Origin of the sequence: Rhodobacter sp. NTK016B (assembly GCF_017303295.1) — a bacterium.
Lineage (GTDB): Bacteria > Pseudomonadota > Alphaproteobacteria > Rhodobacterales > Rhodobacteraceae > Pararhodobacter.
In genome coordinates this window covers 89,265-109,029 of record NZ_JAFKOK010000011.1, presented here as the reverse complement: position 1 = coordinate 109,029, position 19,765 = coordinate 89,265, and the positions used below count along the sequence as shown (strand labels likewise).

Sequence of the window (19,765 nt, the reverse complement as noted above, 5' to 3'; positions counted from 1 at the left end):
TCGTGTTCACAGCGCGGAACGGCGATTGGCGGCAGGGTGGTCTCGTCGCTGCAAACCCGCAGCTACTCACATCAACGCAAAGGACCAGACCCATGACCACGCTCATCTATCGCGGCATCGAACATGACGGCCAGAAGCCCCAAACCCCGACGTCCCCGACGCCGATGATCTATCGCGGCATCCGCTTCCTGTCGCAGCGCCAGACGCTGAAAGCGGCCGCGCCCCAGACCATGATGTGCTATCGTGGTGTGTCCCATTCGGCGGGTGCCGCCCTGTCGCAGGCCGCGATGCCCGTTCTGGGTGCCCTGCCCGCGTGATGCCGCCCAGACGCGGCCTGCGCCGCGTCAGTCGGACAGTGCCTGCAGATCGCTGCGCACGCGGTCGATCCCCTGCCGAATATCGGCGTCGATCGCCGCGGCCAGCGCCCCGGCATCGCCCGCGCGCATCGCGGCGATGGCGTCCTTGTGGCGATCCGGGCCGATCTCGTTCTCCGAGGTCATCACCACCCGCAGCGAGGGCGCGAAGCGCAGCCACAGCGACCGGGTGAGCGAAGTCAGGATCGGCGCCTCGGCCGCGTCATAGAGCATGAAATGAAAGCGGTAATTCCCCGCCAGATAGCCCCGGACATCATCGGTGGCGATGGCCGCGTCGATCTCGGCATCGACGGCTTCGAGCCCGTCGATCTGATCGCGGCTCAGCCTGGCGAGCGCCAGCTCGGCCAGTCGCGGTTCCAGCGCCAGCCGGGCAAAGGCCAGCTCATCGGCCTGCGACGGCGTCAGCCGGGGCACCGATACGCGACGGTTTTCGTGCAGCACCAGCGCGCCCTCGGCGGTCAGGCGACGGATCGCCTCGCGCACCGGGGTCATACCCGCCCCAAGCTGCGCGGTGATGCCCTGAAGCGTCACCTTCTGCCCCGGCACCAGCTCGCCAAAGATCGCCATGTCGCGCAGACGGCGGTAGGTGGCCTCGTGTTCGGGCAGCTTTCCGGGCAATCCCGGGGCGACGGTGTCGTTCGAGGTCATGAGATCCGCGATAATCTGATCAAAATCGGACGCTATCGCAGATAACCGAACCTGCCTAGACGTTTACGCTGCGGCAATGCGCGCATAGCGTGGCTGCACAAACAGGAGGCCCGGATGACCGCCCAACGCCCACAGGACAGCAGTGCCTATCGCCCCGGCGCGCGCAATCTGATCACTGACGTTCCCGGCCTGAGCGTCGGCAATGCCCGCGACGACGCGATCAAGACCGGGGTCACGGTGCTGTTGGGCGACGCGCCGATGGTGGCGGGGGTGCATGTCATGGGCGGCGCCCCGGGCACGCGCGAGACCGATCTTCTGGCCCCCGACAAGATGGTGCAGGCGGTGGATGCGCTGGTGTTGTCGGGTGGCTCGGCCTTCGGGCTGGCCGCAGCGCAGGGGGTGATGGATGCGCTGGCCGCGCAGGGGCGCGGCTTTGCCGTCGGTCCCGCGCGCGTGCCGATCGTGCCCGGTGCGATCCTGTTTGACCTGATCAATGGCGGCGACAAGGGCTGGGCCGAAAACCCCTATCCCCGGCTCGGGCGCGGGGCGCTGGCCGCCTGCGGCGCGGATTTCGCGCTGGGATCCGAGGGCGCTGGCACCGGCGCGCTGGTCGCGGGGCTGAAAGGCGGGCTGGGGTCGGCCTCGCAGGTACTGCCCTCGGGCATCACGGTGGGGGCGCTGGTTGCGGTCAATGCCTTGGGCAGCGTCACGGTCGGAGACGGCGCGCGCTTCTGGGCGGCGCCTTTCGAGATCGGCGCCGAATTCGGTGGGCTGGGCATCGAATCCGCGCCTGCGGCCATGGTCCCGCCGCCGATCAAGCGGCTGGGCGAGGCCACGACCATCGCCATCGTCGCCACCGACGCCGTGCTGACCAAGCCACAGGCGACGCGGCTGGCCACATCCGCGCATGACGGGCTGGCGCGCGCGATCGTGCCGGCGCATACGCCGCATGACGGGGATCTGGTATTCGCGGTATCCACCGGGCAGCGCGAGCTGCCCGAAGGCGCGGCGCTGGAGCTAGGCCATGCTACGGCGCTCACGCTGAGCCGGGCCATCGCCCGCGCGATCCACGCGGCGCGCCCGATGCCGGGCGATGTCCTGCCCACATGGCGCGAACGGTTCGACTGAAAGTCAGTCCAGCTCGCGCGCCTCAGAGGCCAGCATGATGGGAATACCGTTGCGGATCGGAAAGGCCAGATGCGCGGTGGTCGAGATCAGTTCCTGCGCGTTGGCATCGTATCTAAGCTGGCCCTGCGTCACCGGACAAACCAGCGATTCAAGCATGTGCCGTTCGGCCCGGGGGCCCTTGTCCTGCGCCGCGCCGCCAAGTTCGCCCATCACTGCATCCTGTCGTTGCTTTCGGCGCCGCGCCCGCCGCGCATCGCGAATTCCATCAAGGTCACCAGCGTCTCGCGCCGGGTGGTCAGCGACGGCGCTTCCAGCAGCGCCTGCCGCTCTTCGGGCGGGAAAGGGCAGAGCATCGCCAGCGCGTTGATCAACAGCTCGTCCTCGGCCTCTTTCAGGCTGTCCCATTCGGTGGACAGCGACATCGCCTCGAAATAGCGGTTGAGCAGCGCCATGAAGCCATCGCGATCAAGCGCCGGATCGCGCTCGGCATGGCCCAGATCGGACGCGAAATCCGACCAGTCCACCCGCGCCTGCCGATAGGGCATCGCGGTATCGGTCTGCTCGGCCAGGATACGGAAGCGGCTGACCCCGGTCAGGGTGATCATGTAACGCCCGTCTTCGGTTTCCGACATCGCCGTCAGCCGCCCGGCGCAACCGATGACATGCAACCGCTCACCACCGCCCGAGGGCGTGGGTCGCGGCTGGATCATGCCGATCAGCCGGTGCTGCGTGGCCATGCAATCCTCGATCATCTGCAGATAGCGCGGCTCGAAGATATGCAGGGGCAGCTTGGCGCGCGGCAAAAGCAGCGCGCCCGGCAAAGGGAACAGAGCGAGCGTGTCGGGGAGGTCGGTCGCGGTCAGCATTCCCCTGACATAGTGCGCGCCGGGCATCCGGCAAAGGGTCCGGCGCGGTTATGCGAAGATCATCGACGACAGGCGGCGACGGCCCTTCGCGGCCAGCGGATCGTTCGGCTTCAGCGCTTCGAAAATCGTGAAGAGCTGGCTCTTTGCCGCGCCATCGTTCCACTCGCGGTCACGGCGGAAAAGTTCGAGCAATTCGTCGATCGCCTCGGCCACGTCGCCCTTGGCATGCAGCGCCTGCGCCAGATCGAAGCGCGCCTGATGGTTGTCGGGCGCGTCGGCCAGAACGGCGCGAAGCTCGTCCACCGGGCCCGCATTCTCGGCCTGCCGCGCCAGCGCCAGCTGCGCGCGCGCCGCTTCGACTTCTTGCGCCGTGGCGATGGCGGCGGGGGCGTTGTTGATCAGCGCCTCGGCCTGATCGAGCGAGCCGGCAGCGATCTGCGCCCGCGCCAGACCGCCCAGCGCGCGGGGATTCTCGGGCTCTTCGGCCAGAACGGCGGCGAAGACTTCGCTGGCATCGGCAAGCGCGCCTTCGGACAGCATCGTCTCGGCCTCGTCCAGCGCCGCGCCAAGGCCATCATCCTCGCCGCCCATCGCGGCAAGCTTGTCGACGAAGGTTTTCAGCTCGGACGGCGGCAGCGCGCCCTGGAACGCATCGACCGGCTGGCCTTGGAAGAAGGCATAGACCGTGGGGATCGACTGAATGCGCAGCTGGGCGGCGATGTTCTGGTTCTCGTCGACATTGACCTTGACCATCTTCACCTTGCCCTTGGCGGCGGTGACGGCGGCTTCCAGCGCCGGGCCAAGCTGCTTGCAGGGGCCGCACCACGGCGCCCAGAAATCGACGATGACCGGAACCTCCTGGCTGGCCTCGACCACGTCGGCCAGGAAGGTGGCTTCGCTTGTGTCCTTGATCCAGTCGCCCGCTTGCGGCGCGGCATCCAAATTGCCCAGCATGGCATCCTCTCAGCGTTGTGTTGCCCCCTATATGCGGTCGCGGGCCGCGTGATCCAAGAGGCAAATGTTGCTGCGCTCAAATGGCAAGGACCGCCGCCCTTGCGGGCAGCGGTCTGTTCATCGCGCGCCCCGAAGCGGCGGCGTCAGAGCGGGACCTGAGATTTCAGCCAGTCGAAATGACGCTCGGCCATGCCCGCATAGGCCCGCCACCCGTCTGCCGTGTGTTGTGCGACCGCGTCCGACAGAACCGCCAGCGGCTGCCCGGTCGAGCGGGTCAGGATCATCGTCTGCGCGGCCTTTTCGAAGAAATACAGATCCTCGAACGCGGCGGCAACGGTGGGGGCGATGAAGGTCACGCCGTGATTGCCCATCAGCAGAACATCCTTGTCCCCCAGCGAGGCCGCGATGCGCGCGCCTTCCTCTTCGGCATCGGCGATGCCGCCGAAATCGAGGTCATAGGCCATGCGCCCGAAGAAACGGCAGGTATTGTTGTCGAGGGGCAGCATCGTCGGATCGGCAAGACAAGCCAGCGCCGTGGCATAGGGCGAATGGACATGCAGGATCACGCGCGCGCGCGGCAGGGCCCGGTGGATCGCCCCGTGAATGCACCACGCCGAAGCATCGGGCGCGTCGGGTCGGTCCAGCACGCCGGTATCGTCGGAATGCAGGTCCAGCAGGTCGTCGGGGCCGATCGTGGCGAAATGCTGCCAGCGCGGGTTTAGGAGGAACCGCTTGCCGTCCTCGGACAGGGCCGCACTGAAATGGTTGCCGACGCTTTCGCTCCAGCCCAGCCTGTGGGTGATGCGAAACGCAGCCGCGAGGTCTTCGCGCAGAGTGGCTTCGGAATCGATCAGATCTCTCATGCCTTGAACCGCCCCTCGCTGACCAGCGCGCGGTAGGTCGAGCGCATCTCGGCCCGGTCGGCATAGGTGCCGCGCAGGAACCGCTCGCCCGAGGTCGCCACATATCCCGCGCGACCATGCACGATGCGGTGATTGTCGAACACCATGCACTCGCCCGCCTTCATCATGAAGCGCATCACGTATTTCTCTTCCTGCAGCATTTTGCCGAAACGGCAGAAGGCGGGATAATACTCGTCCAGAAGATGCTGATCGAGGTCCAGCAGGTCCAGCATATGCTGGCTGATCGTCAGGCCCGACACCTCGCCGTAGCGGTCCAGCTCGATTACCGTCTGGCGAGAACGCATGTCGTAGCTGTCATGCTCGCAGAAGAACGGCACGTCGACGGTCGACAGCAGCTCGAACCCGCGCGGATCGCGCTTGCGGAAATCGTTCGCCACGGCAACGCCATCGGCATACAGGCTCTCGCCCCCTTGAACCGAGTTGCGGCGGCAGTGCAGAAACTGGATGCCGGGCGCGAATTCCTCGGCCGGGGTGTCGGTGTGCAGTTCCAGCGGGCCAGCGGTATAGGCCGTGTTGGTGGGGTTGATATGGGTGTAGACGTCGAAATAATCGCCGAAAAACGTCGGCCGAACCGCGCCCATCAGGTTGGCGGTCTGCGTCAGCGCCTCATTCGTGTCGGGCATGTCGGTGACGATGGCCAGCCCGTCGACGATCAGCGCCTCGATCCATGCCGCGCGCTGGCCCGGCTCGGTCATCAGCGCATCAAAGCTGAAACGCGGGATCGCGGGGTAATGGTCGGCATACCACGCTTTGCGCGGCAGATCGGCGGGATCGGGGCGGCGCGCACCATTCCTGAAGCTCTCGAGCCATGACAACGGCATCCGGGTGACGTGATCCTCGCTCGCCCAGCGCAGGATCAGGGCATCGCCGTCGATCTCGGCGCTGTCGACCACCGGGGCCGCGTCGAGATGGAAAATGTCGAAACTGCGCTCGCGCGTCATCGGGCTGAACGAGGTCGGATCGTTGTCGCGCAGCCAATAGGCGTTGAAATAGTGCATTGCCCCGTCGCTCAGACGGACATCGACCCCGTGGTCTTTCAGCTCGACGGCGGCCGGGGGGGCGGTCATGATATTCATCGCGGATCTCGTTCGCTGAGGGTTGCAGGCGCTTGGCGACAGGCCCGAAAACACGGGCCGATTGCGCGCAGCATCTCATGCGGATCAGGGACGAAACAGGCGGGATCGGCTGAAGATAAGTTAAGTCCCGGCTTAACCTTTGAGCCCATCGGGGCCCGATACCGGCGGCGCGTCGCAGCGCTGGCGGATCGTCTCGACCCCGCCCATCAGGATCAGCAGCCGGTCGCCGCCGAAGCTTAGCCGCGCCAGCAGGACGCGCGACGCCCACGTCTCGCCTTCGCCCGAACAGGCGGCGTCATAGAGCATGGCGTCCGGCATGTCGCGAATAGCGGTCGGGTTCGACAGCGTGCAGTGGGTTTCCCAGAACGCGAGCGCGGTTTCCGACACGGTCACGCGCCCGTCGGACATCGCCCGCTGGCATTGCGCCCCCGAGCCATCCCAGACGCCATCGAAAGGCCCGGCCCATGCAGGAGCCGCGAAGAAACCGAGGGTGACGGTCGTCCAGAATATCTTGCGCATGTTTCCTCCCGCGATGTCCCTACCCTGCCCGCCTTGGCGTCAGCCGTCCAGTCTTGGGAGTGACAGCGCACTTGTCCCTTTCACCCGCCGCGATTTCGCGACAGGCTGGTCCCGCCACCAGCCGGATACAGCCATGGAACGCCTGCCCCCGCTTCGTCTGCTTGTCACTTTCGAGGCCGTCTCGCGGCTGGGCTCGATGCGCGAGGCGGCGGCGGTGCTGAATGTCAGCCAGCCCGCCGTCAGTCAGGCCCTGCAGATGCTGGAAGACGATGTCGGCACCAAGCTGCTGAACCGGGGGACGCGCCCGGCCAGCCTGACCGATGCGGGGCACCTTCTGGCGCGCGCGGTGCGCGGCGGGCTGGGCCAGATCGCGGCGGCGATCGAGGATATCCGCGCGCTCAGTGGCCGCGAGGACCGGCATGTCACCGTCAGCTGCACGCTGGGCATGGCGACCTATTGGCTGATGCCCCGACTGTCGGATTTCTACGCCCGCTTCCCCGATATCGCCGTCAACGTACAGGCCCCGCCCAGCGATCTGCCGACGCTGGCGCCCGGCATCGACATTGCCGTGCGCTATGGCACCGGCGGCTGGCGCGAAGGCGTGACGCGGTTGCTGTTCCACGAAGAAATCTGTCCCGTGGGCACCGTGAAGCTTGTCGACGACCTGCTGGCTGCCGGGACCGGGCTGGACCACGCGCCGCTGATCCATGTGCGCAGCCCCAACAACCAGCATTGGGCCGGGTGGGAGGATTACCTGCTGACGCGCGGCATCGCCCGCCAGAGGCTGGGCGGTCAGAGCTTCAACAATTACGTGCAGGGCGCGCAGGCGGCGCTGGACGGGCGCGGGCTGATGCTGGGCTGGCGCTCGATCACCGCGCGGCTGGTGAGCGACGGCGCGCTGAAGGAATGGCCGGGCGGCGCGATCGACATGGGCACCGCCTATTACGTCACCGCCGCGGAACGGCTCTCGCATGGGGCGCAGGCCTTTCTGGACTGGCTGACCGAGATCACCGGGCGCGACGGCAGCTAGGCGCCGATCCCCTCGACCAGCACCCGCAGAATACGCCGGATCTGCCCCGGATCGAATGCGGCGCCCGCCAGAACCGAGGTCATGTGCTGTGCGTAGATCCCTAGCAGCATGAGCGCCAGAAACCCCGCATCCTCATCGCGCCGTATCTGTCCCTGCGCCTGCCCCGCGGCGATGGTATCGCGGATGATGCGCTGAAAGGAGGGCCCGTCTGCCGGGGGCTCGGCGGCGGGACGGATCCGGGGCGACAACGCGAAGGCGGCAAGTTCGGGGGATTGCAGGCACCACCCGGCGCTGTCGGTCAGCATCTCGGCCAGCAGCGCCAGCGCGTCTTCGCCCGCCGCGATCCGGTGGCGATAGAGCGGCTCCGAGGCTGCCTCGGCCCGCTGGACCAGATGCTCGGCGATGTACTCTTTCGAGGCGAAAGCATTGTAGAGCGTCTTGCGCACCACGCCCGCGCGCCGGGCGATGTCCTCCATCGCGGTCGCGCCATAGCCGTGGTCGCGGAACGCCTGCTCGGCGGCATCGAGAATCGCGATCCGGGTTTGGGCACGGCGGGTCATAGGCTCAATTTACACACTTGTGTAATCGGTGCCAGTCCTTATCCTGCGGGGATGAAAGGACCGCGTCATGCTCACCGCTTTCGGCCCGCAGATCTGGCTTTCCGACGGCCCCGTGGTCACCGCCGCGCTGGGGTTTCGCTATCCGACGCGGATGGCGGTTATCCGGCTTGGAAGCGGCGATCTGGTTGTCTGGTCGCCCGTCGCACTGACCGACACCCTGCGCGCAGATCTGGCCGGGCTGGGCCGTATTGCGCATGTGATCGCGCCCAACAGCCTGCACGACACGTTCCTTGGTGACTGGGCAGTGGCTTGGCCCGCGGCCACCCTGCACCCCGCCCCCGGCATCGCCCGGGCGCATCCCGATCTGGCCTTTGCCGAAACGCTGTGCGACACGGCGCCGCCGGTCTGGGCGCGGGACATGGATCAGGTCGTTCTGCGCAGCGCGATCACCGATGAGGTGGTGTTCTTTCACCGGCCCAGCGGCACCGTCCTGCTGACCGATTTCATCCAGCAATTCCCGGCAGGATGGCATCGCGGCTGGCGCGGACTGATCGCCCGGCTGGACCTGATGACCGAAGTCCGGCCCACCATGCCGCGCAAGTTCCGGCTGGCGCTGAGGGACCGCGCAACGGCGCGCTATGCCGCGGACAAGATCCTGTCGTGGCCCGCCCAGCGGGTGGTGATGGCGCATGGAACGCCCGTGACCAAAGGGGCGGATATGGTCCTTGAGCAGGCTTTCGGCTGGCTGAGGGACTAACGCCCCTCAAGCATCGCCCGTCGCCAGTGCCAGCCCGTCCACCACGGCGGTGAAGGCCTCGCTCGTGCGGATCTCGGCGCCGGGGCAGAGCGCGCGCATCTCGTCAGTGACAAGCTGCATCAGGGACGAGCCGCCAACAAGGATCACACTATCCAGCGTCTCGGGCGCGCAATCGGCCATGACCAGCGTTTCGGCAGCGGCGGCGCGCAGATCGTCGCGGTAGCCCCTGAGCGCGGCGTCGAGGCTGGAATGCGTCACCAGCGCCGTGAGCCCGCGCTCGATCTCGCCCATGTCGATCCGGCCCTGCCCGTCACGGCCATTGGCGGCGATCTTGCCGCGCTCGACCGCGAAAGCCAGATCGTGACCCAGTTCCTCGTTCAGCACGGTCTGGAACCGCTGCATGGGCTTCGGCTCAACCGCCATCTTGACCATATCGGCCACCATGCGCCGCGTGTCGGGCGCATACAGGAACGGGATCTTCGCCCAGGTCGACAGGTCGAGATAGGGCGCGCGCGGCACCGGTAGCCGTCCCTCGCCCATCTCGCGGCGCAGTTCGCCACCCAGCCCCAGAAGCGGCATCGCATGGGCCATCGACACGGCATGGTCGAAATCGGTGCCGCCCAGCCGGATCCCGTGGCTGGCCAGAATGCGCGGGCGTCCGCCGTCATTGCGAAACACCGTGAAATCCGACGTACCGCCGCCGATATCGACGATCAGCCCGAGGCCCGTCTCGCCGCTCAGCCCGTGGCTGGCCAGCGCGGCGGCTTCGGGTTCGGGCAGGAAATCCACCTGCGTGAAACCGGCAGCATGGTAGCAGGCGCGCAGATCGGCCTCGGCCTGTGCGTCGCGGGTGGCGTCGTTGGTATGGAAATGCACCGGACGGCCCGACAGCGCGCGGGTCAGCGTCTGGCCGGTGGCGGCTTCGGCCCGCTGGCGCAGAGCGGACAGGAACTCGGTGACGATATCCGACAGCGTCCGCCGCTTGCCGCCGATCAACCGCGATTCGTGCAACAGCGCGGTGCCCAGCACGCTTTTCAGCGCCCGCATATAGCGGCCCTCTTCCCCGGCGATCAGTGCCTCGCCCGCCGCCGCGCCGATCATCATCGCGCCCCGGTCGGCGGGGAAGAACACAGCGGTAGGCAGGGTATCCGATCCCTGCTCGACCGGCAGGCGCCGGATCTTGCCGTCTTCCAACAGGGCAACCGCCGAATTCGACGTGCCGAAATCAATCGCCAACGTGGTCATGTACATCATCCCGAAATCGCAAGGCGCGCTGCCTATGACGCAAGGCGCGCGGGTGCAACCCGTTCAGCGCTTGCGGCGGACGAAAATATCCAGCCGGTGACTGACGATCTCGAAACCATGCGCGCGGGCGATGTCCTGTTGCAGGCGCTCGATCTCGTCCGAGCGGAATTCGACCACCTGCCCGGTTTCGACATCGATGAAGTGGTCGTGATGCTCTTCGGGCACGGCCTCGTACCGGGTGCGGCCATCGTCGAAGCGCTGGCGCTCGATCAGCCCGTGCTCGGCCAGCGCGTTCATGGTGCGGTAAACGGTGGCGATGGAAATCCCCGGCTCGATCGCTTGCGCGCGGCGGTGCAGTTCCTCGACATCGGGGTGATCGTCGGCGCTGTCGAGCACCTGCAGGATCACCCGGCGCGGCGCCGTCAGCCGCAGGCCCGCCTGCTTGATGCGAAGGGCAAGAGAGGACGGGGCGGTTTGGGTCATGAAGTCGCGCTCGCTGGTCGTCAGAGGCACCGGAGCGCCGCAGGGGTCACCTTAACATGGCCCCGGGAGGGCGTCACGAAGGGCGGGAATTTCTTTAATGCGACTAATTCGCAGTTGTAACCGTCAAGCGACCTGTTAGGGTTCGTGTCGAATCATCGTTTTTGCGACCTTCTCGCAACTGAGCCTTCAGGAGACACCATGCCGGGACGTATCGTCCGCCTCTTCGCCACCACCGCCCTGATCGGCCTCGGCGCCACGGGGGCCAGTGCCGAGCCGATGAAGGTGGTCACCACCTTCACCATTCTCGCCGACATGGCCCGCAACGTCGCGGGTGATGCAGCCGAGGTCGTGTCGGTCACGGTACCCGGCGCCGAGATTCACGGCTACCAGCCCACGCCGCGCGATCTGGTGCGCGCGCATGGGGCGGACCTCATCCTGTGGAACGGGCTGAACCTTGAACTGTGGTTCTCTCAATTCCTCGACAATCTGGGCGACGTACCCTCGGTCACGCTGACGGACGGCATCGCGCCGATCTCGATTTCGGGCGGCGATTACGACGGGCTGGCGAACCCGCACGCGTGGATGGGACTGGCGAACGCGCAGATCTATGTCGACAACATCGCCCGCGCCTTTGCCGAACACGACCCCGACAATGCCGAGATCTATCTGGCCAATGCCGAAGCCTACAAGGCCGAGCTGCGCGCGACGCTCGAACCCATCGCAGCCCAGCTTGACGATCTGCCCGAACAGCAGCGCTGGCTGGTGACATGTGAAGGCGCGTTTTCCTATCTCGCCCGCGATCTGGGCCTGCAAGAGCTGTATCTGTGGCCGATGAACAGCGACCAGATGGGCACGCCCCGGCAGGTGCGCAGCGTGATCGACGGGGTCCGCGACAACGACATCCCGGTCGTGTTCTGCGAAAGCACGGTGAATACCGCCCCCGCCGAACAGGTCGCCCGCGAAACCGGCGCGCGCTTCGGCGGTGTGCTCTATGTCGACAGCCTGTCCGAAGCGGGCGGCCCGGTGCCCACCTATCTGGATCTTCTGCGCGTGACCGCCGAGACCGTGGTCACCGGCCTGACGGGAACCGAGTAAGCACATATGGCTCAGCCCGATACCTCTTCGACGGACGCAGGCGGCGGCATCACCGCGCGGGACGTCACCGTCACCTATCGCAACGGCATGACCGCGCTCAGACATGCCAGCTTCGAGATCCCGCGCGGCACGGTCACGGCGCTGGTGGGCGTGAACGGCGCGGGGAAATCCACGCTGTTCAAGGCGATCATGGGCTTTGTCCCCGCCGCGGCCGGTGAAATCCGGCTGCTCGGCATGAGCGTGCGCGAGGCTCTGAAGCAAAACCTCGTGGCCTATGTCCCGCAGGCGGAAGAGGTCGACTGGTCCTTTCCGGTTCTGGTCGAAGACGTGGTGATGATGGGCCGCTACGGGCATATGGGGTTCCTGCGCCGCCCGAAAACGGACGACCACGCCGCCGTCGAGGCCGCGCTCGCGCGCGTCAACATGAGCGAATTCCGTCATCGCCAGATCGGCGAACTGTCTGGGGGCCAGAAGAAGCGCGTCTTCCTTGCCCGCGCACTGGCGCAGGACGGGCAGGTCATCTTGCTGGACGAGCCTTTTACCGGAGTCGACGTGAAGACCGAGGAACAGATCATCGCCCTGTTGCGCGAATTGCGCGACGAGGGGCGGGTGATGCTGGTTTCGACGCACAATCTGGGTTCGGTGCCGGAATTCTGCGACCGGGTGGTGCTGGTCAAGGGCACCGTGCTGAATTACGGGCCGACCGAGACGACCTTTACCCGCGAGAACCTCGAGCGCGCCTTTGGCGGCGTGCTGCGGCATTTCACACTGGGCGGCGAGCATCTGCACGATGACGACGACCCGCGCCATATCAGCATCCTCACCGATGACGAACGGCCCTTCGTGCAATACGGCGACCAGACCCGCACCCGCGAGGATCGCTGATGGACGTGCTGCTTGAACCCTTCGGCTATCATTACATGACCAATGCGATGTGGGTCTCGGCTCTGGTGGGCGGGGTCTGCGCTTTCCTGTCGGCCTATCTGATGCTGAAAGGCTGGTCGCTGATCGGCGACGCGCTGTCCCACTCGGTCGTGCCGGGCGTGGCGGGCGCCTATATGCTGGGCCTGCCCTTTGCTTTGGGGGCCTTTTTGTCCGGGGGGCTGGCCGCCGCCGCGATGCTGTTCCTGTCCGACCGCTCGGGGCTGAAGGTCGATGTGGTCATCGGCCTCATCTTCACCGGCTTTTTCGGGCTGGGACTGTTCATGGTGTCGATGAACCCGATGGCGGTGTCGATCCAGACCATCACCATGGGCAACATTCTGGCCATCACGCCCGAGGATACGCTGCAACTGGTGCTGATCGCCGCCGTTTCGCTGGCGGTGTTGTTGTTGAAATGGAAAGACCTGATGGTCGTTTTCTTCGACGAGAACCACGCCCGTTCGATCGGGCTGCGGCCCGGCCTGCTGAAAGGCGTGTTCTTCATGCTGCTGTCGGCCAGCGTGGTGGCAGCGATGCAGACCGTGGGCGCGTTTCTGGTCATCGCCATGGTGGTGACGCCCGGCGCGACCGCCTATCTGCTGTGCGACCGCTTCCCGCGCCTGATCGCCCTGTCGGTCGCCATCGGCACCGCGACCAGCTTCGTGGGCGCGTATCTGAGCTATTTCCTGGATGGCGCGACGGGCGGGGTGATCGTCTGCCTGCAGACCCTGATCTTTCTTGCCGTCTTCGTCTTCGCCCCGAAACATGGGCTGCTGGCGGCGCGCGCCAAAGCCCGCGCGGCGCTGACGGAAGAGGTGCAGCCATGATCGAGACGCTGCTCTTTCCGTTCGAATTCAATTTCATGCGCGACGCCTTCCTGATCGCGGCCATCGTCGCGGTGCCAACCGCACTGCTGTCGTGCTTTCTGGTCCTCAAGGGCTGGGCGCTGATGGGCGACGCGGTCAGCCACGCGATCCTGCCGGGCGTGGTGCTGGCCTATGTCCTTGGCATCCCGCTGATCATCGGCGCCTTCGCCGCCGGCATGGTGACGACGCTGGCCACGGGCTATCTGTCGGCCAACAGCCGGATCAAGCAGGACACGGTGATGGGCGTGGTGTTCTCGGGCATGTTCGGGCTGGGCATCGTGCTTTACACCTCGATCCGCTCGGACGCGCATCTGGACCACATCCTGTTTGGCAACATGCTGGGCATCGACGCGCAGGATCTCTGGACGGCGGGTCTTATTTCCGCGCTGGTCTCGGGCTTGCTGCTGCTCAAATGGAAGGACCTGATGCTGCACGCCTTCGACCCCGCGCAGGCGCAGGCGTCGGGGCTGCCGGTCCGGGTGCTGCATTACGGGCTGCTGACGGTCCTGTCGCTGACCATCGTCGCGACGATGTCGGCCACCGGCCTGATCCTTGCCGTGGGCCTGCTGATCGCGCCCGGTGCCATCGCCTTTCTGGTCACACGCCGCTTCGGGCGGATGCTGGCCGTCGCGGTGGTCGTCTGCCTGCTGTCGATGATGGCCGGGGTTTATGCCAGCTTCTTTCTCGACAGCGCGCCCGCGCCGACGATCATCCTGATCCTGACCACGCTGTTCATTCTGGCCTTCCTGCGCCGCGTCTGGATCGTCCGCCGCACCAGCGCTCAGATCTGAGCCGCATCGAGCGGGTGGTAGCAGGCCGCCAGATGCCCGCTGCCCTTGTCATCCAGAGGCGGCGGCGCGGTGCCGCAGATCTCGGTCGCGAAGGGACAACGCGCCCGGAACGCGCAGCCTTGGGGCGGGTCGAGCGGATCGGGCAGCTCGGTTTCGCGTCCTTCGGGGGCGGTCAGGGCGCGGCCCACCACCGGCGCCGAATTCGCCAGCAGCCGGGTATAGGGATGGCGGGGCGCGCGAAACACGTCCTCGGCGCGGCCAAGCTCGACCACCGAGCCGAAATACAACACCGCGATACGGTCCGAGACGGCTTCGACCACGGCCAGATCATGGCTGATGAAGAGATAGGTGAGGCCGAGCTGCGCCTTCAGATCGGCCAGCAGGTTCAGCACCTGCGCCTGCACCGAGACATCCAGCGCCGAGACCGGCTCATCCAGGATCAGGATCCGCGCCTGCGCCGCCAGCGCCCGCGCGATGCCGATCCGCTGCGCCTGCCCGCCCGAGAATTCATGCGGATAACGGTCGAGGAATTCCTCGCGCAGGCTGACAGTGTCGAAAATCTCGGAAATCCGCTTGGTCCGCTCGGCCCGGTTCATCCCGTGCAGGCGCTTCAGCGGCGCGTCCATGATCTGACGGATCGTCTTGCGTGGGTTCAGCGACGAGATCGGGTCCTGAAACACATACTGGATGCGCTTGCCGAACACGGCCGGATCGGCATTGTCGAGCGCCTCGCCCTCGATCTCGATGGCGCCGGTCGTGGGTTCGAGCAACCCCACCAGCATGCGCGCCAGCGTGGATTTTCCACAGCCAGATTCGCCGACGATGCCCAGCGTTTCGCCCTGCGGCACATCCAGCGTCACCGGATGAACCGCGCGCACGCCCTGCCCCGTGGGGCGGAACATCTTGCGCCCCAGCGGGAAGGTCTTGGACAGGTCGGTCAGGCGCAGAGCGGGGGCATTCATGCCGGGGCCTCCTGATAGGTTACCGGGTGCAGGCAGCGCACGCCGTTCTCAAGCGGGATCTCGCCCTTCCGGCAATCGCCCCGCACGCGAGTGCAGCGTTCGGCAAAGGCGCATCCCTCGGGCAGATCGCTGACGACGGGCGGCAGGCCGGGGATTGCCTCGAGCCGCCGTTTGCCACCGCCCAGTTCGGGCACGCAGGCCATCAGACGCGCGGTATAGGGATGCCGTGGCGCGTCGAGGATCGCGCGGGTCGCGCCCTCTTCGACGATCCGGCCCGCATACATGACCGCCACCCGGTCGCAAAGCTGCGCAACCACGCCGAAATCATGGGTGATGAACACGATGGCCAGCCCGCGTTCGCGCCGCAGATCGTCGAGCAGCGACAGAACCTGCGCCTGCACCGTGACGTCGAGCGCAGTGGTCGGCTCGTCGGCGATGATGACCTCGGGGTCATTGGCCAGCGCCATGGCGATGCCGATCCGCTGGCGCATCCCGCCCGACATTTCGTGCGGGTAATCGTCGACGCGCGCCGACGCGTTGGGAATGCGCACGGCTTCCAGCAACTCGATCGCCTTGCGCCGGCCGTCGGCCCGGCCGATGGGACGGTGGCATTTGATCGCCTCGATCAGCTGGTCGCCGACGCGGTAGAGCGGGTGCAGCGTCGCCAGCGGGTCTTGGAAGATATAGGCGACCTCGCGCCCGCGCAGGCTGCGCAGCGTGCCATAGGGCGCGCCGATCAGCTCCTGATCCTGATACCGCACCGACCCGCCCGCGATCACGCCCGGGGGCGAGGCCACAAGCCCCATCACCGACAAAGCCGTCACCGATTTTCCCGAACCGGATTCGCCAATAATGCCAAGGCATTCGCCCGGTTTGACCGACAGCGACACGCCGCCCACCGCGCGGTAGACCTTGTTCTTGACGTGGAACTGCGTCTGCAGGTCCGACAGGGTCAGGATGCCCTCGGCCTGCGCCGGGGCGGGCTGGTGGTCACGGGCGACCATCGTGGCAGGCAGGGGCCGATTCAGCGCGCCGGATTTCAGGCGCGGATCCAGCGCGTCGCGCACGCCGTCGCCCAAAAGGTTGATCGCCATGACGATGATCAGGATCATCACCCCCGGCACGACCGAGGTATGCGGATTGGTTATCAGCGCCGAGCGCGCTTCGCCCAGCATCGAGCCCAGATCGGCCACCGGCGGCTGCGAGCCGAGGCCCAGAAACGACAGACCCGCCGTTTCAAGGATCATCCAGCCCACGGTGGTGGACATGGCGATGACGATCACGGGGATCACGTTTGGCAGAATCTCGGACAGGATAATCCGGGTGTTGGACATCCCCGACAGCCGCGCGGCATCGACGAATTCCTTATGCGCAATGCCCACGGTAATGCCGCGGATATTACGCGCGAAGAACGGGATATTGACGGCAGCCACGGCAATCAGCGCGTTCAGCAGGCCGGGACCCAGCGCCGCGACGATGGCGAGCGCCAGCAGGATATAGGGGAACGCCATCAGCATATCGACGCCGCGCATGATGATGTTGTCGGTGCGCCCGCCGTAATAGCCGGCGACGATCCCGATGGCTGCGCCCAGTGTCGCGGCGACGAGAGCTGCGGCAAAGCCCACGGCAAGGCTCAGCCGCGTGCCCCACATCAGGCGGCTCAGCAGGTCGCGGCCCAGATGATCCGTCCCCAGAAGCGCGCCGTCCGAGAAGATCGGCTGGAACCGGTTCGATGTGTCGGTGACATTGGGCGGCTTCAGCGGCAGCCACGGGGTCAGCAGCGCCAGAAGCACGACCAGCCCGATCACGATCAGCCCGGCCAGCGCCAGACGGTTGCGGGCCAGAAGGGACAGGAAGCTCATGTCTTGATCCTCGGGTCCAGATAGGACTGCGCGACATCGACGACGATGTTGAAGAAGACGTAGCAGGCCGCGACGAACACCACTCCGCCCTGCACCAGCAGGATGTCGCGGCGCAGGATCGCATCGACCAGCATCCGGCCCAGACCGGGCCACTGGAACACCACCTCGATATAGACCGCACCCGACAGAACGAAGCCCGCCTGCACGCCCAGAACCGGGATGATCGACACCATCGCGGCGCGCAGGGCGTGGCGCCAGACCACGCCGCGTTCATGCACCCCCTTGGCGCGCGCGGTGCGGATGAAGTCCTGCCGCAGCACCTCCAGCATGGCCGAGCGCGACAGCCGCGCGATGACGCCCGTCGCGACGACCGACAGCGCCAGCGCGGGCATGGCAAGGTGGTCGATCAGCGCCCAGATATCGCGTGATCCGTAGATCGGCCACATCCCCGAGGCCGGAAACCAGCGCAGGTTTACCGCGAAGGTCAGGATCATCATCATGCCCAGAAAGAAGGACGGGATCGAAATGCCCAGCAGCACCACGAAGGTGATCGCCTTGTCCGCCCAGCCATATTGATTGGCGGCCGAGACGACCCCCGCGATGATCCCGAGGATCGAGCACAGAACGAAGCTGGTCCCGGCAAGGATCAGGGTGGCGTTGAAGCGCTCCAGAACCTCGTCCAGAACCGGACGGTTGAGCGCGAAAGAGCGCCCAAAATCGCCCTGCAGCATGTTGCCGAGCCAGATGAAGTACTGCTGGACCAACGGCTTATCCAGCCCGAGATCCTCGTTCAGGGCTGCGACGTTTTCGGGCGTCGCATAGCTGCCCAGAATCGCCGTGGCCGGGTCGCCGGGGATCAGCGCCATGATCGCGAAGACGATCACCGAGATGCCCAGCAGAACCGGCACCGCCGAGACAAGGCGTTTCAGGATATAGGGGTTCAGGATGAAGCGAAGCATCGCGTCCCTTTCACGGAGAGGACGGACGGGACATCGCGCGCCCCGGCAACCTGCGTGATTGAAAACCGCAACGGCGGGGGCGGGCAAGCGCCCCCGCCGGTATTCCGGTCAGTTCTTCACGACATCGTCGAGAAGCAGGAAGAACGACGGCTCAAGCGAGAAATTCTCGACCCGGTCCGAGGTCACGGCGTTCTGGACCCAGTTCGCAACGAAGACCCATGGCGCGTCTTCCTGCACGATCGCCTGCATCTCGCGATACAGCTCGGCGCGGCGATCCTGAGAGGTCGCGGTGCGGGCCTCTTCAAGCAGCGCATCGACTTCGGGGTTCGAGTAATAGCCCGAGTTGAAACCGCCCGCATCGGGGAAGGCATCTGTCCTGAGCGCCAGATAGGGCAGCGTGTCGGGATCGTTGGTCATCCACGCCATCTCGGCCATGTCGGCCTCGCCCTCGAGCCCCGGATTCACGCGGCCAAGGAAGGTGTTCCACTCATAGGTTTCGATGGTGACGTCGAAACCCACCGCTTCCAGATCGGCCTGAATCGCGGTGCCCATGGCGACCGGGTCCAGCATCCCCGAACCGCCCTCGGTCACATAGAAGGTGATAGACGGGTTCTCGACACCCGCCTCGGCCAGCAATTCGCGGGCGCGGTCGGGGTCGTAGGGATAGGGTTCGAGCTCTTCATTATAGGCCCAGGCGAAGGCGGGTGGCGTCGGGCCGGCAGCCACGGCGGCAGTGCCTTCGAGCACCTCTTCGACCAAAGCGGTCTTGTTGATCGCGTAATTCGCGGCCTGACGGACAAGCTGATCGGTAAACGGCCCTTCGCGCATGTTCAGGATCAGGAACCAGACGTGCGGCCCGGCCTGTTCGACGATGTTGAACGCATCGCCCTGAAATTCGCTCAGCGCGACGGGCGGCACTTCGACCATCATGTCGATCCCGCCCGACAGCATCTCGGCCACGCGGGTATTGGCGTCGGTGATCGGGCGGAACACGACCGCCTCAAGCTCGGGCGCGCCGTCCCAGTAATCGGGATTGGCCTCGATCACCACGGCCTCGTTCGAGCGCCATTCGACAAAGCGGAAAGGCCCAGTACCGGACGGATTACGCCCGAATTCGGCGCCCTGATCCATCACCGCCTGCGGCGAAACGATCAGGCCGGTCGGATAGGCGAGGTTCGACAGGAAAGGCGCATAGGGCGCGTTCAGGGTGAACCGCACCGTCATGTCATCGACCGCCTCGACGCTTTCGACCGCCGAGAAGAAGAAGGCCAGCGGGAAGGGGCCTGTGTCGTGATAGGGGTGGTCGTCGTTGAGCATCCGCTCGAAATTGAACACCACGGCCTCGGCATCGAAGGGCGATCCGTCGTGGAAGGTGACGCCCTCGCGCAGGGTGAAGGTATAGACGGTCCCGTCGTCCGAGATGTCCCAGTCCGTGGCCAGCGCCGGTTCGACCTCGAGCGTGCCCGAGGCATAGCGCACCAGCCCGTCATAGACGTTCATCAGGATGCGGAAATCGTTGACCGCCGTGACCGCCGCCGGGTCCAGCGCCTGCGGTTCGGCAACCTGTCCCACGATCAGCACGCCCGGCGGCGTCTGCGCCGCGGCCGGACTCAGCGCCGACACGCTCAGCGCAAGGGCGGTGCCCCCGGCCATCAAGGCGCGCCGTGTCAGGGTCAGAATGTTCATGGGTCTCACCTCTTCTGTCGGGACATGCGTATTTTTCATTATGAATTGCATGACCGCAAA

Annotated in this window: 22 protein-coding genes; 8 read left to right on the top strand and 14 right to left on the bottom strand. The window is 66.1% G+C overall.

All coding sequences use genetic code 11. The features are described 5' to 3' along the window. Positions 1 to 92: 92 nt before the first annotated feature. Complete coding sequence (locus JI664_RS15380; protein ID WP_207014647.1) at positions 93 to 317, top strand: DUF4278 domain-containing protein; 225 nt, start codon at positions 93 to 95, stop codon at positions 315 to 317. Between the two features lie 27 nt (positions 318 to 344). Here the strand turns inward: JI664_RS15380 and JI664_RS15375 are convergent, their stop codons facing one another. Continuing rightward, on the bottom strand, positions 345 to 1,022 hold the full coding sequence (locus tag JI664_RS15375; protein WP_207014646.1) for a GntR family transcriptional regulator: 678 nt from the start codon (positions 1,020 to 1,022) through the stop codon (positions 345 to 347). Positions 1,023 to 1,136: 114 nt separating this feature from the next. Here JI664_RS15375 and JI664_RS15370 point away from each other — a divergent pair, with 114 nt between their 5' ends. After that, positions 1,137 to 2,150 (top strand): P1 family peptidase, encoded by a 1,014-nt coding sequence (locus tag JI664_RS15370; protein WP_207014645.1) that lies wholly within the window; start codon positions 1,137 to 1,139, stop codon positions 2,148 to 2,150. 3 nt (positions 2,151 to 2,153) lie between these two features. Here the strand turns inward: JI664_RS15370 and JI664_RS15365 are convergent, their stop codons facing one another. The 6 genes from JI664_RS15365 to JI664_RS15340 form a co-directional block, all read right to left on the bottom strand. Then, positions 2,154 to 2,360 carry a Trm112 family protein gene (locus JI664_RS15365; RefSeq protein ID WP_207014644.1) on the bottom strand — a complete coding sequence of 69 codons (207 nt, stop codon included), beginning with the start codon at positions 2,358 to 2,360 and terminating at the stop codon, positions 2,154 to 2,156. Beyond that, positions 2,360 to 3,016 carry an LON peptidase substrate-binding domain-containing protein gene (locus tag JI664_RS15360; RefSeq protein WP_207014643.1) on the bottom strand — a complete coding sequence of 219 codons (657 nt, stop codon included), beginning with the start codon at positions 3,014 to 3,016 and terminating at the stop codon, positions 2,360 to 2,362. Before JI664_RS15360 ends, JI664_RS15365 begins: the two co-directional genes overlap by 1 nt. 48 nt (positions 3,017 to 3,064) lie before the next feature. Beyond that, on the bottom strand, positions 3,065 to 3,970 hold the full coding sequence (trxA, locus tag JI664_RS15355) for a thioredoxin (protein WP_207014642.1): 906 nt from the start codon (positions 3,968 to 3,970) through the stop codon (positions 3,065 to 3,067). Positions 3,971 to 4,113: 143 nt separating this feature from the next. Beyond that, on the bottom strand, positions 4,114 to 4,833 hold the full coding sequence (locus tag JI664_RS15350; protein WP_207014641.1) for a class II aldolase/adducin family protein: 720 nt from the start codon (positions 4,831 to 4,833) through the stop codon (positions 4,114 to 4,116). Further along, a complete protein-coding gene (locus tag JI664_RS15345) occupies positions 4,830 to 5,960 on the bottom strand; it encodes a TauD/TfdA family dioxygenase (RefSeq protein ID WP_286174120.1) in 1,131 nt (376 codons plus the stop codon). The genes JI664_RS15350 and JI664_RS15345 overlap by 4 nt, the downstream gene beginning before the upstream one ends. 141 nt (positions 5,961 to 6,101) lie before the next feature. Then, a complete protein-coding gene (locus JI664_RS15340; RefSeq protein WP_207014639.1) occupies positions 6,102 to 6,488 on the bottom strand; it encodes a hypothetical protein in 387 nt (128 codons plus the stop codon). Positions 6,489 to 6,621: 133 nt separating this feature from the next. Between JI664_RS15340 and JI664_RS15335 the strand changes: the two genes are divergently transcribed. After that, entirely contained in the window at positions 6,622 to 7,518 is an 897-nt protein-coding gene (locus JI664_RS15335; protein WP_207014638.1) for a LysR substrate-binding domain-containing protein, read from the top strand. Here JI664_RS15335 and JI664_RS15330 read toward each other — a convergent pair. Next, on the bottom strand, positions 7,515 to 8,078 hold the full coding sequence (locus tag JI664_RS15330; RefSeq protein WP_207014637.1) for a TetR/AcrR family transcriptional regulator: 564 nt from the start codon (positions 8,076 to 8,078) through the stop codon (positions 7,515 to 7,517). The two genes, JI664_RS15335 and JI664_RS15330, sit on opposite strands and share 4 nt — an antisense overlap. 67 nt (positions 8,079 to 8,145) lie before the next feature. Here JI664_RS15330 and JI664_RS15325 point away from each other — a divergent pair, with 67 nt between their 5' ends. Next, complete coding sequence (locus JI664_RS15325) at positions 8,146 to 8,835, top strand: DUF4336 domain-containing protein (protein WP_207014636.1); 690 nt, start codon at positions 8,146 to 8,148, stop codon at positions 8,833 to 8,835. 6 nt (positions 8,836 to 8,841) lie between these two features. Here JI664_RS15325 and JI664_RS15320 read toward each other — a convergent pair whose 3' ends face one another. After that, positions 8,842 to 10,086, bottom strand: a complete 1,245-nt coding sequence (locus JI664_RS15320; RefSeq protein WP_207014741.1) for an Hsp70 family protein — start codon at positions 10,084 to 10,086, stop codon at positions 8,842 to 8,844. A 57-nt stretch (positions 10,087 to 10,143) separates the two neighbouring features. Beyond that, complete coding sequence (locus JI664_RS15315) at positions 10,144 to 10,563, bottom strand: Fur family transcriptional regulator (protein WP_207014635.1); 420 nt, start codon at positions 10,561 to 10,563, stop codon at positions 10,144 to 10,146. 198 nt (positions 10,564 to 10,761) lie between these two features. Between JI664_RS15315 and JI664_RS15310 the strand changes: the two genes are divergently transcribed. The 4 genes from JI664_RS15310 to JI664_RS15295 are packed head-to-tail and all read left to right on the top strand — an operon-like array spanning position 10,762 to position 14,236. Beyond that, entirely contained in the window at positions 10,762 to 11,658 is an 897-nt protein-coding gene (locus JI664_RS15310; RefSeq protein ID WP_207014634.1) for a metal ABC transporter substrate-binding protein, read from the top strand. A gap of 6 nt (positions 11,659 to 11,664) precedes the next feature. Then, a complete protein-coding gene (locus tag JI664_RS15305; RefSeq protein ID WP_207014633.1) occupies positions 11,665 to 12,543 on the top strand; it encodes a manganese/iron ABC transporter ATP-binding protein in 879 nt (292 codons plus the stop codon). After that, a complete protein-coding gene (locus JI664_RS15300; RefSeq protein ID WP_207014632.1) occupies positions 12,543 to 13,406 on the top strand; it encodes a metal ABC transporter permease in 864 nt (287 codons plus the stop codon). Before JI664_RS15305 ends, JI664_RS15300 begins: the two co-directional genes overlap by 1 nt. Beyond that, positions 13,403 to 14,236: a metal ABC transporter permease gene (locus tag JI664_RS15295; RefSeq protein WP_207014631.1), complete on the top strand. Its 834-nt coding sequence runs from the start codon at positions 13,403 to 13,405 to the stop codon at positions 14,234 to 14,236. Before JI664_RS15300 ends, JI664_RS15295 begins: the two co-directional genes overlap by 4 nt. On the opposite strand, the gene JI664_RS15290 is transcribed toward JI664_RS15295, so the two are convergent. The 4 genes from JI664_RS15290 to JI664_RS15275 all read right to left on the bottom strand — a co-directional run bounded on the left by JI664_RS15290 (position 14,227) and on the right by JI664_RS15275 (position 19,705). Then, positions 14,227 to 15,198 carry an ABC transporter ATP-binding protein gene (locus tag JI664_RS15290; RefSeq protein WP_207014630.1) on the bottom strand — a complete coding sequence of 324 codons (972 nt, stop codon included), beginning with the start codon at positions 15,196 to 15,198 and terminating at the stop codon, positions 14,227 to 14,229. The two genes, JI664_RS15295 and JI664_RS15290, sit on opposite strands and share 10 nt — an antisense overlap. Further along, positions 15,195 to 17,060 (bottom strand): dipeptide/oligopeptide/nickel ABC transporter permease/ATP-binding protein, encoded by a 1,866-nt coding sequence (locus JI664_RS15285; RefSeq protein WP_207014629.1) that lies wholly within the window; start codon positions 17,058 to 17,060, stop codon positions 15,195 to 15,197. Before JI664_RS15285 ends, JI664_RS15290 begins: the two co-directional genes overlap by 4 nt. After that, positions 17,057 to 18,004: an ABC transporter permease gene (locus tag JI664_RS15280; RefSeq protein WP_207014740.1), complete on the bottom strand. Its 948-nt coding sequence runs from the start codon at positions 18,002 to 18,004 to the stop codon at positions 17,057 to 17,059. The genes JI664_RS15285 and JI664_RS15280 overlap by 4 nt, the downstream gene beginning before the upstream one ends. Positions 18,005 to 18,127: 123 nt before the next feature. Continuing rightward, positions 18,128 to 19,705, bottom strand: coding sequence for an ABC transporter substrate-binding protein (locus JI664_RS15275; RefSeq protein ID WP_207014628.1), 1,578 nt, complete (start codon positions 19,703 to 19,705; stop codon positions 18,128 to 18,130). Positions 19,706 to 19,765: the final 60 nt, after the last annotated feature.